Origin of the sequence: Pseudomonas sp. SWRI92 (assembly GCF_014268685.1) — a bacterium.
GTDB lineage: Bacteria > Pseudomonadota > Gammaproteobacteria > Pseudomonadales > Pseudomonadaceae > Aquipseudomonas > Aquipseudomonas marvdashtae.
Map to the genome: position 1 here is coordinate 730,179 of NZ_JABWQY010000001.1, position 16,302 is coordinate 746,480.

The window sequence follows — 16,302 nt, forward strand, 5'->3', positions numbered from 1 at the left end:
CCTTTCCCGGGTGCGGCCGCGACAAGTGGTTCATTTTGCCCGAAAAATGGCGTCAATAATATTACTTAGCCATCATTTTTTGACCGTATATCCGACGAGGCGGGGGCAACCAGCCATTCGTTGGCTTTGCGGATATCCCCCTCCCCCAACCTTCCGCTCCAGCGGTGCAGGACCAGCAGGCTGGTGACGAAGCGGTATTGGGACTGAAGGAAATCACGCCGCGCGCGAAACTCCTCCTTGATGCTATCGAGTACATCCACGGCATTCTTGACGCCGTAGGTGAAGGCTTTTTCGGTGGCGACCCGGGACTTTTCAGCGGAATCCAAAGCGCGGCGTGTCGCCTTGATACGACTCAGCTCGGCGCTCATGCCAAGGTAGGCCGTACGGGTTTCCTTGATGACCTGGCGTCGCAAGGCTTCCAGTTCCTGCTGGGCGACTTCCTTGTCGCTTTCGGAACTTGAGACTCGGGCACGGGTGGAGCCGCCACTGTAAAGCGGCATCTGCAAATCGAGGGACGCGACGAGGTTGTCCGAGCGAGGCGCCAACGCGCCTTCATAGCCGATGTCGCTGCGTTGCGCCATCAGGTTGAGGCCCAATCGGGGCAGATGCCCGGCCCTGGCTTCACCGATAGCCGCCTCGGCGGCGCGGATACTGTGTTCGCGCGCATGCAGCGCCGGGTTGCTGTCCAGCGCGGTCTGCACCCAATAATCCTGCGCTTGTGCCGGCAAGCTGAACGCCGGATTATCGGCGATGCGCTTGAACGGCTCGGTGACGGCGCGCCCCACCAGTTCGGACACTGCTTCGCGGCTGACCTCGACCTTGTTGCTGGCCTCGATCTCATCAGCCTTGAGCGCATCCACGCGCGCCTCGAGGTCCAACGTATCGGTCACCATCGCCATCTGGCGCGCATACAGGGCGTTGACACGCTTGAGGTTGCGCTCGGTCGCGCCGAGCTCGCTGCGCACCAGAGCCAGTTCGTCTTCCGCTGCGAGCACCGCAAAATACCGCTCGGACAGGTCAATGCTGGCCTGCACCTGGGTATCGTCGGATTCGTACTCGCTTTGCCGGGCCAGCTCCACGTACCGCTGATAACTGCGCCAGACCTGCGGGTCGTAGATCACCTGATTGAGCATCACCGCCATGCGCTTGCCGTTGTACTGGATACGGCTCAGATCATCGTCGCGCCGGCTGCGGTTGACGCTACCGCTGGCGTTGAGCTGCGGCAACAACTGACCGAAGGCCGCTCGCTCGTTGCCCTCGCCGCTGCGAATCAGGGCTTGTGCCCGAAGGATGCGCGGATCCGCCCCCTGCGCCTCTTGATGCAATTGCCAGAGGTCCAGGTAAGCGTCGTTGTCAGCTAGAGCGCCAAACGGCATGAGCGCCAGGCACAGCACGACCAGAGGCTTCATATCAATCCTCGATCAGCGAGCGGGCGAATGCATTGCTCGCAGGCTGCATCAAATACTCCAGCAGCGTCCGCGCGCCGGTATTGATCAGCACCTCCACCGGCATGCCCGGCACCAAGGCGAGGTCGCCCAGCGCCAGGCGCCCGTTGTCGGTCAACGCCACCCGCGCCAGGTAATAAGGCGCGCCGGTGTCTTTGTTGACCAGGCGATCGGCGGATACCTGCACCAGCTGCCCTTCCATGACGGGCGTGGTGCCGCTTTTGAACGCGCTGAAGCGAATACCCGCCAGTTTGCCGACCTTGATCCGGTCAATGTCCATTGGCGAAACCTGCGCCTCGACGATCAATTCCTCATTGGCCGGGACAATGTCCAGCAGCGCGGTGCCAGGGCTGACCACGGCGCCCAGGGTGTGCACCGTCATGCCCATGATCCGGCCTGATTCTGGCGCAAGGATATCGGTGCGCTGGTCGCGATCCTGCAAGGTGGCCAGTCGTTCACGCAGCTCGTAGACCTTGGTCCGCGCATCGCCGAGCAAACCCGCGACTTCGGTAGCGAAGGTTTTTTTCAGCTGAAGTATCTTCAGCCGCGCTTCGTCGACATGAACCCCCGCTCGCGCGCTTTCGGACTGGCTTTCGGCAATTTCGGCGTGCAGGCGCGCAAGGCTGCGCTCCTGCTCGCGAAGGCGTTGCTTGTCGACGTAGCCTTCAGCCAACAACGCACGCAAATCGGAAATTTCTTCCTGATAGGACACCGCGAGCAATTGTTTGCTGGCGACGATGGCCTTGTAGCCACGAATCTGTTCTTCGATCTGCCCGATGGACTTCTCCAGCAAGGCGATCTCGCCGAGCAACGAAGTGCGGCGGGTCTGGAAAATCCGCGCCTCGCTGTCGCGGGCCTCGCGTACGCGCAGGTCGGCAGGATCCAGGGTCGGGACGGCCAACGGCTCGGGCAATGCATCACGTTCAGCCACCAGCCGGGCTTCGAGTTCGAGGGCGGCAATCAGCTGGCTGCGCATCGCCTCCATCTCCGAACGTGCCTGGGTGTTGTCGAGCACCAGCAGCACATCGCCCAACTTCACCAAGTCGCCGTCATGCACGCGCAGTTCTCGGACGATGCCGCCTTCCAGATGCTGCACGGTCTTGCGATAGCTTTTGACCGTGACCACGCCCGGCGCAAGCGCCGCACTGTTGAGCGGCGCCAGGGTCGCCCAGCCGCCGAACAGGCCGAAGGTCACCAGCAGCATCAGATAACCCACTCGGCGCACCGGTTTGTCGTCGATAGGCAAGCCGACCCTGTCGACGGATGAGGGACTACTGTTTTGCATAAAGCTGTTCACCCGTTTTCTGCGCTTCAACCGCGGCGACCTGCTGGGTGGCTGGGGCTGCGCCCTGCAACCGCGCCAGCACCTTGTCCCGTGGACCGAACAGGCTCAGCTCGCCTTGATTGAGGACCAACAGTTTGTCGACCTGCGCCAGCACCCCGGAACGATGGGTGATGACGAACACCGTGGCCCCACTCTGCTTGAGCTTTTTCAGCGCCTCGGTGAGCATCTTCTCTCCGGCGTCGTCCAGGTTGGAGTTCGGTTCATCCAGCACCACCAGACGGGGCTCGCCGTAAAGCGCGCGGGCCAAACCGATGCGCTGGCGCTGGCCACCGGACAATCCACCACCATTGGCGCCGATCACGGTGTCGTAGCCATCGGGCAGTTGCAGCACCAGCTCGTGGACCCCGGCCATGCGTGCGGCAGCGACCACCGCGGCCGCGTCCACCGGGCCGAAGCGTGAGATGTTCTGGCTGATCGTGCCCTCGAACAACTCGATGTCTTGCGGCAGATAACCAATGTACGGGCCCAATTCGTCCCGGCGCCATTGGCTGATGTCCGCGCCGTCCAGGCGCACCGTGCCGGACTGGCCAGGCCAGATCCCGAGCAGCGCTCTGGCGAGGGTCGACTTACCGGCGCCGCTGGGACCAATGATGCCCACCACCTCTCCAGCCGGCACTTCGAAACTCAGGCCACGAATGATCGCCTGGCGGCTGTTCGGCGATCCGACACAAAGCCCTTCGACGCGGATCGCTCCTTCGGGTGCTGGCAACGACATGCGTTCCGGTTCGGCGGCGATCTTGAGCAGTAGTTCATGCAGCCTGGCGTATTGCCCCCGCGCGCTCAAAAAGCCTTTCCAGACGCCGATCAACTGATCGATGGGGGCCAGGGCACGGCCGAGCAAAATCGAACCGGCGATCATCAGTCCCGGCGAAATCTCCTGATTGATCGTCAGGTATGCGCCCAGGCCCAGCACCAGCGATTGGACAATCTGGCGGAACGTCCTGGACACCGCGGCAACGGTCGTGGCGCGGTCACTGGCCAGACTTTGCAAAGACAGGATGTTGTAGGTTTGTCCATCCCAGCGCTGGCGCAGACTGCCCAGCATGCCCATGGATTCAACCACTTCGGCGTTGCGCAGGCTTTTGTTGGTAAACGCGGTGGCCGCCATCTGTTCACGGTTGGCGGCTTGCAACGGCGCGTGGGTCAGCTTCTCGTTGACGAAGGCCAGCGCCCCCAGCAATAACGCGCTCAGCAGCCCCATCCAGCCGTACCAGGGATGGAAAATGAACATGACGGTGAGGTAAATCGGAATCCACGGCGTGTCGAAAAACGCGAACAGACCATTGCCAGTCAGGAACTGGCGCAACGCATTCAAGTCACTCAGCGGTTGGGCCGTGGCGTTCATGCCACAGGAGTTGAGTGCCTGCTTGAAGCTCGCATCGAACAGACGCTGCCCAAGCAGCGTGTCCAGGCGCGTGCTGATCCGCACCATGATCCGAGAGCGAACCCATTCCAGGCCGCCCATGGTAGTCATCATCAGCAGCATGATCAGCGTCAACATCAATAACGTCGACAGGCTGGTGCTGGCGACTGCGCGGTCGTAGACCTGCAGCATATAGAACGAGGGGACCAGCATCAGCAAGTTGACGAAAAAGCTGAAAAAGGCAACGGAAAGAAAACTGCCTTTGCACGCGGCAAGGGCGCCTTCCAATTCGGTCCGGGGATGGGCTGACATGGTTCTTTCCCTGAGGTCCGCTTATGTTCATACCTGCGAAAATCGTAGGGAGTACAAGTACACGAACGCCTTGATTTTCCTGGCTGGGGCGCTCGAAAGCGACCGCGCAATAGAAGTTATGTGCGCTGTATCGGCATGGGCGCGCGGTTCTGAAGGGGCGCTGCTTTACAAGGTTCGATGGAGTGCACCCGCCTGACATCAAATCCCGCGCACCCGGGTTTTTATCGTCGGGATGATCTATACCTTCAGGAACACGCAATCAGGCCGGATGACAAACGCGGACATGTCCAGACAAGAACGCGCCGTGTATGCAAGCGCGTCCCCATGACACAGCGGCCTGCAAGACGATGTGACTGGCGCCCGGCATGCGTAGAATGGCGCCCCGCCCTTTCAATGCCTGAAGTATCGATCATGAGCCGGATCAACCGCGTTTTGAATGGCCGTACCCAAGCATTGTGCCTGCTCTGCCTGTTGCTGCTGGTAGTCGATCACGCCCGCAGCGAGTCCCAGGTGCTTGAACTGCACATCCTCGACGCGCCCCCGCTGACCTTCGTCGACGACCCCAGGGGGCACGGGATTATCGGCGATGTCGCGGTGCAAGCCATGACCCGGGCCGGGTACACCGCGAAGATCCATCTGCTTCCCTGGGCCAGGGCACAGAAACACGTGAGCGAAGAACACGATTACTTGATAACGCCCCTGTCGCGCATTCCGGGGCGAGAGGATCGCTTCACCTGGATCGCCCGGATCATGCCCATGGAGCGAGCCTTCTTCAGCCTCGACCGGCAGGTGGACAGCTTCGCCCAAGCGAAAGAAACCTTCCGCAAGATAGGCGTCGGCCTGGGCAGCGCGCAAGAGGAGATCCTGCGCACCGAGGGCTTCCGGGACGACCAGATCTACCCCCTGGCCATCGGCGACAACCCTGCCCAGATGCTACTGATGGGGCGTATCGACGCCTGGTTCAACGGCGTTCCGGAGAGTCGCTACATCTGGCCGAAAGTGTCCAAGCGCAAACTGCTGATGAGTTCGGTCGGCAGCAGCGCCGACCTTTACCTGGCCTGCTCGCGGCGCTGCTCGGCGAAGATTGTCGACGACTTGCGTGAGGCGGTGGAAGCGTTGCGCAAGGAGGGTGCGATCAAGCGTATTCATGATGTTTACCTGCCATAAGACGTGCCCGAAACATCATTGCAAATGATAGCCACCTAACGAAAGCCCCGCTCCAGAGGGCTCGCCAATGGCTTATATCATTCCGAATGATAGTTACCTTTGCTTCATTCGATTCGTTCCTCTGCGCCTCGCCACGCATCATCCGGCCATCTCAATACACTTGGCGGATGCTATCCATGGAACATTCACTTTCTAAACTGCGCTTTCCCCTCGCACTGTTGGCAGTGCTGGTGATCAGCGCTTGCGGCAAGACTCCCGACACGGCAGCTTCCATGCCGGCGGCCAAAGTCAGCGTGGCCAAGGTGCTGGAGCAGCCCGTCAACGAATGGGATGAATTCACCGGACGCCTCGAAGCGCCGGAAACCGTCGAGATTCGCCCGCGTGTTTCCGGGCAGATCGATGAAGTGGCCTTCACCGAAGGTGCGCTGGTCAAGAAAGGCGACCTGCTGTTCCAGATCGACCCGCGCCCCTTCCAGGCAGAAGTGCGTCGTCTCGAAGCCCAGTTGGCCCAGGCCCGCGCCACTGCAACCCGCAGCGAGAACGAAGCCCAGCGTGGCGAACGCCTGCGCTTGAGCAATGCCATCTCCGCCGAACTGGCGGATTCGCGCACCACCGCGGCCCAGGAAGCTCGCGCCGCCGTAGCGGGCATCCAGGCGCAGTTGGACCTGGCGAAACTGAACCTGAGCTTCACCCGAGTCACCTCGCCCATCAGCGGCCGCGTCAGCCGTGCGGAGATCACCGCTGGCAACCTGGTGACCGCCGACGTCACGCCGCTGACCAGCGTCGTGTCCACCGACAAGGTCTACGCCTACTTCGACGCCGACGAACGTGTCTTCCTCAAGTACACCCAACTCGCCCGCCAGGGCCAGCGCGGCCAGGCCACGCCGGTCTACATGGGCCTGTCCAACGAAGACGGCAACCCGCACCAAGGCCAGATGAACTTCGTCGACAACCAGGTCAACCCGCAGACCGGCACCATCCGCGGTCGCGCGGTATTCGACAACAAGGACGGCGCCTTCACGCCAGGCCTCTACACTCGCCTGAAGCTGGTCGGCAGCGGCACCTACTCCGCCGTACTGATCAACGACGAAGCCGTCGGCACCGACCTGGGCAAGAAATTCGTGCTGGTGATGGACGCCGAGAACAAGCCTGCGTACCGCGCCGTCGAGCTGGGGCCGAAGATCGAAGGCCTGCGCATCGTGCGCAACGGCTTGAGCAAGGACGACACCATCATCGTCAAGGGCCTGCAACGCGCCCGTCCGGGTTCGCCGGTTACGCCTGAAACCGTGCCGATGGCCAGCGAAGCCACCCTCGCCGCCCTGGCACAACAACGCAAAGCGCTCGAAGCCAGCAACTTGCCTCAGGTCGCGCCCGCCAAGGCGCCGTCCGGATCGGCAGGCAAACTGGCCTCTGCGTCCCCACGCGGTTAAGGGACTGAACTCAAGATGAAATTTTCCCAGTTCTTCATTTCACGGCCGATCTTTGCCGCGGTGCTCTCGCTGCTGATCCTGATCGCCGGCGCCATCTCGCTATTCCAGCTACCGATCAGCGAATACCCGGAAGTCGTGCCACCGACCGTGGTCGTGCGCGCCAACTTCCCAGGCGCCAACCCCAAAGTGATCGGCGAAACCGTTGCCGCGCCCTTGGAGCAAGCCATCACCGGTGTCGAGAACATGCTGTACATGTCCTCGCAGTCCACCGCCGACGGCAAGATCACCCTGACCATCACCTTTGCCCTGGGCACCGACCTGGACAACGCCCAGGTGCAGGTGCAGAACCGCGTCACCCGAACCGAGCCCAAGTTGCCGGAGGAAGTGACCCGCATCGGTATCACGGTGGACAAGGCATCGCCCGACCTGACGATGGTCGTGCACTTGACCTCGCCGGACCAACGCTACGACATGCTCTACCTGTCCAACTACGCCTTGCTCAACATCAAGGATGAGCTGGCGCGCCTCGGCGGCGTGGGTGATGTGCAGCTGTTCGGCATGGGCGATTACTCCTTGCGGGTCTGGCTGGATCCGAACAAGACCGCTTCGCGCAACCTGACCGCCACCGACGTGGTCACGGCGATCCGTGAACAGAACCGCCAGGTTGCCGCCGGTGCCCTGGGCGCCCCGCCAGCGCCGAACGCCCAGGCGTTTCAACTCTCGGTCAACACCCAGGGTCGCCTGGTGAGCGAAGAAGAGTTCGAGAACATCATCATCCGTTCTGGCGCCCACGGTGAAATCACTCGCCTGAAAGACATCGCACGGATTGAGCTGGGTTCCAGCCAATACGCCCTGCGCTCGTTGCTCGACAACCAGCCGGCGGTAGCGATCCCGATCTTCCAGCGCCCAGGCTCCAACGCCATCCAGATCTCCAACGATGTGCGCGAGAAAATGGACGAGTTGAAGAAAGGCTTCCCGGCCGGCATGGACTACAGCATCGTCTATGACCCGACGATTTTCGTGCGCGGCTCCATCGAAGCGGTGGTCCACACCCTGTTCGAAGCGCTGATTCTCGTGGTGCTGGTCGTCATCCTGTTCCTACAGACCTGGCGCGCCTCGATCATCCCGTTGGTGGCCGTTCCGGTGTCGCTGATCGGTACCTTCGCGGTCATGCACCTGTTCGGCTTCTCCCTTAACGCGCTGTCGCTATTCGGCCTGGTATTGGCCATCGGGATCGTCGTGGACGACGCCATCGTGGTGGTGGAGAACGTCGAACGGAACATCGGCCTCGGGCTCACTCCGGTGGAAGCGACCAAGCGCGCCATGGGCGAAGTGACGGGGCCGATCATTGCCACGGCACTGGTGCTGTGCGCGGTGTTCGTGCCAGCGGCCTTCATCAGTGGCTTGACCGGACAGTTCTATAAGCAGTTTGCCCTGACCATTGCCATCTCGACGGTGATCTCGGCGTTCAACTCGCTGACCCTGTCGCCAGCGCTGGCCGCGGTATTGCTCAAGAGCCATGACGCGCCCAAGGACCGTTTCTCGCGGTTCCTCGACAAGATCTTCGGCGGCTGGCTGTTCCGACCGTTCAACCGCTTCTTCGACCGCGCCAGCCACAGCTATGTGGGCGCCGTCGGCCGCGTAATCCGCAGCAGCGGCATTGCCCTCGTCCTGTACGCAGGCCTGATGGTGCTGACGTTCTTCGGCTTCTCAAGCACACCGACCGGTTTCGTGCCTGGCCAGGACAAGCAATACCTGGTGGCCTTCGCCCAATTGCCGGACGCCGCGAGCCTGGACCGCACCGAAGACGTGATCAAGCGCATGTCCGACATGGCCCTCAAACAGCCAGGCGTTGAAAGCGCGGTGGCCTTCCCGGGCCTGTCGATCAACGGTTTCACCAACAGCCCGAACTCCGGCATCGTGTTCGTCACCCTCAAGCCTTTTAACGAGCGCAAGGACCCGAGCATGTCGGCCGGTGCGATCGCCGGTGCGTTGAACGGCCAGTACTCGGAAATCCAGGAAGCCTACATGGCGATCTTCCCGCCGCCGCCAGTACAAGGCCTGGGCACTATCGGTGGTTTCCGCCTGCAAATCGAAGACCGGGGCAACCTGGGCTACGACGAGCTGTACAAAGAAACCATGAACATCATCACCAAGAGCCACAACGTGCCGGAACTGGCTGGATTGTTCACCAGCTACACCGTGAACGTGCCCCAGGTCGATGCCGCCATCGACCGTGAAAAAGCCAAGACCCATGGCGTGGCCGTCAGCGACATCTTCGACACCCTGCAGATCTACTTGGGTTCGCTGTATGCCAACGACTTCAACCGCTTCGGCCGCACCTATCAGGTCAACGTCCAGGCCGAGCAGCAGTTCCGCCTCGAGTCGGACCAGATCGGCCAGCTCAAGGTACGTAACAACCGTGGCGAGATGATCCCGCTGGCGACCTTCATCAAGGTCAGCGACACCTCGGGGCCGGACCGCGTGATGCACTACAACGGTTTCATCACCGCTGAAATCAACGGTGCGGCTGCCCCGGGCTACAGCTCCGGCCAGGCTGAAAAAGCCATCGAGAAACTGCTCCAGGACGAACTGCCCAACGGCATGACCTACGAGTGGACCGACCTGACGTACCAGCAGATCCTCTCGGGCAACACCGCGCTGTTCGTGTTCCCGCTCTGCGTCCTGCTGGCGTTCCTGGTACTCGCGGCACAGTACGAAAGCTGGAGCCTGCCGTTGGCGGTGATCCTGATCGTACCGATGACCCTGCTGTCGGCCATCACCGGTGTGATTCTGTCGGGCGGTGACAACAACATCTTCACGCAGATCGGCTTGATCGTACTGGTGGGGCTTGCCTGTAAGAACGCGATTCTGATCGTCGAGTTCGCCAAGGATAAACAGCTCGAAGGCATGACCCCGCTGGCCGCCGTGCTCGAAGCCTGCCGCCTGCGTCTGCGGCCGATCCTGATGACCTCGTTCGCCTTCATCATGGGTGTGGTGCCCCTGGTGTTCTCCAGCGGCGCCGGTGCGGAAATGCGCCATGCCATGGGTGTCGCGGTGTTCTCGGGGATGCTCGGCGTGACGTTCTTTGGTCTGCTGCTGACGCCCGTGTTCTATGTATTGATCCGCAACTTTGTCGAGCGCAGCGAGGCCCGCAAAGCGGCCCGGGCCTTGAAACTGGAGGCGCAACAATGAGTTTGAAAGTGTTCATGCCGAGCTTGCTGGTCCTGGCACTGAGTGCCTGCGCCGTGGGCCCGGACTACAAGGCGCCAGAAACGGAGGCGGCGAATATCACCACCGCCACCGACGGCGCCGCCGGCCAGAAGAACTTCGACCGCGCGCGCTTCGAAGGCATCTGGTGGCAGCAGTTCGACGACCCGACCCTCAACGCGTTGGTGACCCGCTCCCTGGAAGGCAACCGCGAGTTGCGCGTGGCCTTCGCCCGTCTGCGGGCCGCCCGTGCGATTCGCGATGACGCCAGCAATGACGCCATGCCGACCATCACCAGCCGTGCCAGCAGCGAGTTGGGCAAGGGGCAGAACCCGATGGGCCAGACCGATGATCGGGTCAACAGCGAGCGCTACGACCTGGGCCTGGATATGGCCTGGGAGCTGGACTTGTTCGGCCGCATCCGACGTAACCTGGAGGCCACCGACGCCGACCAGCAGGCCACCGAAGCCGACCTCTACCAGTTACAGGTGACGATGATCGCCGAACTGGTGGATGCCTACGGCCAACTGCGCGGCGCCCAGCTTCGGGAGAAGATTGCCCTGGCGAACCTGGACAACCAGCAGGCGTCACGCAAGATCACCGAAAGCCTGCGCGATGCCGGCGTCGGCGATCAGCTCGACGTGGTCCGTGCCGATGCTCGGCTGGCCGCAGTGGAAGCCAGCGTGCCGCAACTGCAAGCCGAACAGGCCCGCCAGCGCAACCGCATTGCGACCTTGCTGGGCGAGCGTCCGGACAAGCTGAGCGTGGACCTGAGCCCCAAACAGTTGCCGGCCATTGCCAAGGCCCTGCCGATTGGCGACCCCGGTCAACTGCTGCAACGCCGCCCGGACGTGCTCAGCGCCGAGCGTCAGTTGGCAGCCGCCACGGCACGCATCGGCGTGGCCAAGGCCGACCTGTTCCCACGGGTCAGCCTCAGCGGCTTCCTCGGCTTTACCGCTGGACGCGGTTCGCAGATCGGCTCTTCGGCGGCCAATGCCTGGGCACTGGGTCCGAGCATTACCTGGGCAGCTTTCGACTTGGGCAGCGTGCGGGCTCGCCTGCGCGGTGCCAGCGCCGAGGCGGATGGCGCCCTGGCGAACTACGAGCAACAAGTGCTGCTGGCCTTGGAAGAATCGGAAAATGCTTTCAGCGACTACGGCAAGCGCCAGCAACGGCTGATCTCGCTGATCCGCCAGAGCGAATCGAGCCGCGCGGCCGCCAACCTCGCCGAAATTCGCTACCGCGAAGGCACGGAGGATTTCCTCGTGCTCCTCGACGCCCAACGTGAGCGCCTGGCTGCGGAAGATAGCCAGGCCCAGGCCGAAGTCGACCTGTATCGCGGCATCGTCGCGATCTACAAGGCCCTCGGCGGCGGCTGGCAACCGGAAACCGTCGCCCGCAACTGACCAGCCGGCTCAACCGAGCTCCTTTGGTTGGCCGCAACCAGCCAAATTTTTGCCCCGCCTCCCATCTGGACGCGGGGCTTTTTTTGGTCGATCGCCGATACGTTTCGTGCGCGGATAGCCACAAGGTTTGACTAAGGTCGCGGCCTGACCGAAGCTTGCGACATTTCACGCTCCTGGTTATGGACTACCTGCATGCCCTCGCCTCGCCGCTACCTGCTCCTCAGTCTTGCCGTTGTGTTGGCGATCGGTCTTGTCGCGATATGGCAGCGCGGTACGACGCCGCAGATTCCCGAGGCTATCAAGCGCGGTTACAGCGAAGCCCTGGAACAAGCACGCAATGGCCAGCCCGGCGCCGCGCGGATGTTGTATCAGCAATTGGGACGTCCGGACCTGTCGCCCAAACGGCGGGTATGGCTGCACGCGGAACTGCCCAACTACCCCAGCCCCCAAGCCCTGAAACTGGCACAGGCGGACCTGCAAAGCGAAGCGCCAGAAGTGCGGCGAGCGGCCATCGGCAGTATCGTCGGGCTGGTGCCGAACGCCCATCGCAGCCTGTTGCTCGGCCCGCTGCTGGATGACAACGAGCCAAGCGTCCGATTCGCTGCGGTGGATGCGCTGCTGGGGTCTTCGCCGGATGAACTGGGCCTGTATTTCGCAGCGATGCAGATCGCTGTCGATACCTGGAAACAGGTGTTGAACGACGGGCCACCGACTACCGAATCGCTCTATCAACTCGCCCGCCTGTATTTGCACAACGCCGAGCTGAAAAAAGCCCAGCAGGCACTTGAACAGGCGCTGCGCCTGCAACCGGACAACCTGCCGGCGCTGGTCATGCAGGTCGACGTGCTGGACAAGCAAGGCCAGGCTGAAGCCGCACGACAATTGCTCGCCCGCCAGTTGCAAACCCAGCCGGCATCCGCCTATCTGCAACATGCGCTGGGCATGTGGCTGCTGCAACACGGCCAGAGCGAATACGCGGTGCTCGGCCTGGCAAAAGCCGTGGAGCTGGAGCCTGAGAACAGGCATTACCGTTATGACTTGGCAACCACGTTGCACGCCGAGCAGGAAGTGGAAGCCGCACAGAAACAGCTGCAGGAAATCGTCCAGCGCTACCCCGCCGACCGCAAGGCACGTGTGCTGCTGATCAACTATTGGAAAGAGACTGGACAGTTGCAGAATGTCCAAATCCTGCTGGCCCAATTGGAACAACTGAACCCCGACGACCCGGCGCTGCAGCAAGGGCTCTAGGCCAATCGACGCGAGCCGAAAGTTGCGCAGCAGTGCGCGTTTTGTCAAAGAAAGCGGAACCGCCATCACTGCCAAAGGTCAAGTGTTCAGGCAGTTCATTTCAGGCGATACCCCGTCTACTGCCCACTCCCCTAGTCATGAGAGGGTTATTTTTGATTACATCTAACGAGTCGATCAGCGCAAAAGCCGCCACCGGTATCGAGGGACTGGACGACATCCTTTCCGGTGGTTTGTCTCGGGGTCATGTGTTCCTCCTGGAGGGCGAACCGGGTACCGGTAAAACCACGGTTGCGTTGCACTTCCTGATGGCCGGCGCTCAGGCCGGCGAGCGCTCGTTGTACATCACGCTATCGGAAACCGAGCGTGAACTGCGCCAGGGCGCAGCCTCCCACGGGTGGACACTGGATGAAAACATCCATATTTTCGAACTGACCCCGCCCGAGAGCCTGCTCAATGCCGAGCACCAGCAGAGCCTGCTGTATTCCTCGGACCTGGAGTTGGGCGAAGCAACCCGGCAGATCTTCGAAGTGGTCGAGCGATTCAAGCCGACCCGAGTCGTGCTCGACAGCCTCTCCGAGATCCGCCTGCTGGCGCAAAGCTCCCTGCGCTATCGCCGCCAGATCCTTGCGATCAAACACTATTTCGTGCGTTACGACGCCACGGTATTACTGCTGGACGATCTCACCACCGAATCCTTGGACAGAACCGTGCACAGCGTGGCCCACGGCGTTATCCGCCTTGAGGAATTGACCCCCAGCTACGGCGCAGAGCGGCGCCGGCTTCGGGTGGTCAAGTATCGCGGGCAGAAATACCGAGGCGGTTACCACGACTTCACCATCATGAGCGACGGCTTGCATGTCTTCCCTCGCCTGGTGGCTGCCGAGCACCGTGGCCAGTACCTGCGCCAGCAACTGTCCAGCGGCATCGCGGAAATGGACGCCCTGCTGGGCGGTGGCATCGAGACCGGCTCCAGCACGCTGATCCTTGGCCCGGCCGGTACCGGTAAATCCCTGATTGCGTTGATCTTCGCGGCAGCCGCCGTGCGACGTGGCGAAAAAGCTGCGCTGTTCATCTTCGATGAAGAAATGGGCTTGCTGTTCGAACGCATGAGACACATCGGGATTGATTTGAGTGCGCTGCAAGAAACCGGGAACCTGCTGATCGAACAGGTGGACGCTGCGGAACTGTCGCCCGGCGAGTTCTCCCACCGCGTGCGTCGCTGCGTCGACGAGGGCGACATCAAGACGGTCGTGATCGATAGCATCAACGGCTACCAGGCCGCCATGCCGGAAGAAAACGCCCTGGTCCTGCACATGCATGAACTGTTGCTCTACCTCAATCGCAAGGGCGCGGCGACGTTCATGACCGTTGCGCAGCACGGTCTGGTGGGCGACATGCAGGCGCCGGTGGACATTACCTACCTGGCCGACACCGTTATCCTGCTGCGTTATTTCGAGGCGCTGGGCAAGGTTCGCCGAGCGATATCCATTATCAAGAAACGCACCGGCAGCCATGAATCCACTATCCGTGAGTACCGCATCAGCAAGAAGAGCATGACCATTGGCCAACCATTGGAGGCTTTCCAGGGCGTGTTGCGTGGCGTACCGACTTATATGGGGTCGGACAACCCGCTGCTCGAGGATGCCCCCCAGTGACTTCGGCGACGCCACTGTCCGAGCGGGCGCTGATTCTCGCGCCGCTGGGACGGGACAGCCAGATTGCCCTGATGATTCTCAACGAAGCCGGTTTCGGCGGAGTCGTTTGCAGCCATTTGGGTCGTTTGTGCGAAGAACTGGAGCATGGGGCGGGCGTGCTGGTAGTGTCCTCCGAAGCCCTGGTGGGGCCAGATATGGAAACGCTGTTCCAGCACATCGAACAGCAACCGGCCTGGTCCGACCTGCCCATAGTCCTGCTGACTCATCACGGTGGCCCCGAGCACAACCCGGTCGCTCGCATTGGCGCTCAATTGGGCAACGTGACGTTCCTGGAGCGTCCGTTCCACCCGGTGACGCTCGTCAGCCTGGTGACCACCGCGCTGCGTGGACGCCGAAGGCAATATGAAGCACGGGACCGCCTGATCGACCTCAGCAACAGCGAACTGCGCCTGCAAAATACCCTCGAAACCCTTGAACTACAGGTCGAGGAGCGCACCGCCCAACTGCGTCATAACGAAGAAGCCCTGCGCCAATCACAGAAAATGGAAGCGGTCGGACAGCTCACCGGCGGCATCGCCCATGACTTCAACAACATGCTCACCGGCATCATCGGCAGCCTCGAACTGCTGCGCCGACGCCTGGCCCGCGGCCGTACCGAAGACCTCGACAGTCTGATCGACCTGGGGGTGACGTCGGCCAATCGGGCGGCAGGCCTGACGCATCGGTTGCTGGCCTTCTCACGCCGGCAATCGCTGGACTCCAAGGCCGTGCAAATGAACACCCTGGTGTTGTCCATGGGCGAGTTGCTGCAACGCAGCCTCAACGAGAGTATCCGCCTGGACATGCAGCTGGACGATCAGCTCTGGATCGCCGAAGCCGACCCCAACCAACTGGAAAGCGCCCTGCTCAATCTGGTGCTCAACGCCCGGGACGCTATGCCCGATGGCGGGAAACTGGTGGTGCAGACCTTCAATCAATACCTGGACACCGGTTTCACCGACGCCTACACCAACCTGGAGCCCGGTGACTACGTGGTCCTGAGCGTGCAAGACAGTGGTTGCGGGATGCCTGAAGCGGTGATCAACCGAGCGTTCGACCCCTTCTTCACCACCAAACCCATCGGCCAGGGCACCGGCCTGGGTCTTTCGATGATCTATGGTTTCAGTAAGCAGTCGCGGGGCCATGTGACCATCGACAGCGAGGTCGGCAAAGGCACCACGGTGAACCTTTACCTGCCGCGCTTCGTGGGCGAAGAAATACACGAACCGTCGGCCGTTGCCCAACAGGCCCCTTATGCACAGGATGGCGAAACCGTGCTGATCGTCGAAGATGATCCAGCGGTGCGGGTATTGGTCTGTGCGGTGCTGAGCGAGTTGGGCTATGCCTTCGTCGAGGCCGGCGACGCCAACGGCGCGATGCCGATCCTGCAATCGAGCCAGCGCATCGACCTGTTGATCAGCGACGTGGGCCTTCCTGGGATGAACGGGCGGCAACTGGCGGAAATCGGCCGGCAGATCCGCCCGGATCTCAAGGTACTGTTCATCACCGGGTACGCCGAACACGCAGCCGTGCGCGGTGGCTTCCTGGACCCTGGCATGCAAATGATCACCAAGCCGTTCACGTTTGATCTATTGACGGCGAAGGTGCGGGAAATGATCAAGGTTTAGAAGACGCAATATCTTGAATGCAGATCGCACTGATGGATAGCTGTAAGAGTTGAC

Annotated in this window: 10 protein-coding genes; 7 read left to right on the forward strand and 3 right to left on the reverse strand. The window is 61.8% G+C overall.

The window, feature by feature from the left end; all coding sequences use genetic code 11:
• Positions 1-65: 65 nt before the first annotated feature.
• The 3 genes from HU762_RS02900 to HU762_RS02910 are packed head-to-tail and all read right to left on the reverse strand — an operon-like array spanning position 66 to position 4,465.
• Positions 66-1,409: a TolC family protein gene (locus HU762_RS02900; RefSeq protein WP_186632635.1), complete on the reverse strand. Its 1,344-nt coding sequence runs from the start codon at positions 1,407-1,409 to the stop codon at positions 66-68.
• Between the two features lies 1 nt (position 1,410).
• A complete protein-coding gene (locus HU762_RS02905) occupies positions 1,411-2,730 on the reverse strand; it encodes an HlyD family type I secretion periplasmic adaptor subunit (RefSeq protein WP_186632638.1) in 1,320 nt (439 codons plus the stop codon).
• Complete coding sequence (locus tag HU762_RS02910; protein WP_186632641.1) at positions 2,717-4,465, reverse strand: type I secretion system permease/ATPase; 1,749 nt, start codon at positions 4,463-4,465, stop codon at positions 2,717-2,719. The genes HU762_RS02905 and HU762_RS02910 overlap by 14 nt, the downstream gene beginning before the upstream one ends.
• Positions 4,466-4,876: 411 nt before the next feature.
• Between HU762_RS02910 and HU762_RS02915 the strand changes: the two genes are divergently transcribed.
• The 7 genes from HU762_RS02915 to HU762_RS02945 all read left to right on the forward strand — a co-directional run bounded on the left by HU762_RS02915 (position 4,877) and on the right by HU762_RS02945 (position 16,248).
• Positions 4,877-5,632, forward strand: a complete 756-nt coding sequence (locus HU762_RS02915; protein WP_186632644.1) for a transporter substrate-binding domain-containing protein — start codon at positions 4,877-4,879, stop codon at positions 5,630-5,632.
• 176 nt (positions 5,633-5,808) lie between these two features.
• The gene (gene mexE / locus HU762_RS02920) at positions 5,809-7,062 is read left to right on the forward strand and encodes a multidrug efflux RND transporter periplasmic adaptor subunit MexE (protein WP_186632647.1); all 1,254 of its coding nucleotides are present in this window, start codon (positions 5,809-5,811) and stop codon (positions 7,060-7,062) included.
• 15 nt (positions 7,063-7,077) lie between these two features.
• A complete protein-coding gene (locus HU762_RS02925) occupies positions 7,078-10,257 on the forward strand; it encodes an efflux RND transporter permease subunit (protein ID WP_186632650.1) in 3,180 nt (1,059 codons plus the stop codon).
• Positions 10,254-11,678, forward strand: a complete 1,425-nt coding sequence (locus HU762_RS02930) for a TolC family protein (protein ID WP_186632653.1) — start codon at positions 10,254-10,256, stop codon at positions 11,676-11,678. The genes HU762_RS02925 and HU762_RS02930 overlap by 4 nt, the downstream gene beginning before the upstream one ends.
• 192 nt (positions 11,679-11,870) lie before the next feature.
• Complete coding sequence (locus HU762_RS02935) at positions 11,871-12,926, forward strand: tetratricopeptide repeat protein (protein ID WP_186632656.1); 1,056 nt, start codon at positions 11,871-11,873, stop codon at positions 12,924-12,926.
• Positions 12,927-13,078: 152 nt separating this feature from the next.
• A complete protein-coding gene (locus HU762_RS02940) occupies positions 13,079-14,581 on the forward strand; it encodes an ATPase domain-containing protein (protein WP_186632659.1) in 1,503 nt (500 codons plus the stop codon).
• Positions 14,578-16,248: a response regulator gene (locus HU762_RS02945; RefSeq protein WP_186632662.1), complete on the forward strand. Its 1,671-nt coding sequence runs from the start codon at positions 14,578-14,580 to the stop codon at positions 16,246-16,248. The genes HU762_RS02940 and HU762_RS02945 overlap by 4 nt, the downstream gene beginning before the upstream one ends.
• The last annotated feature ends 54 nt before the right edge of the window (positions 16,249-16,302 follow it).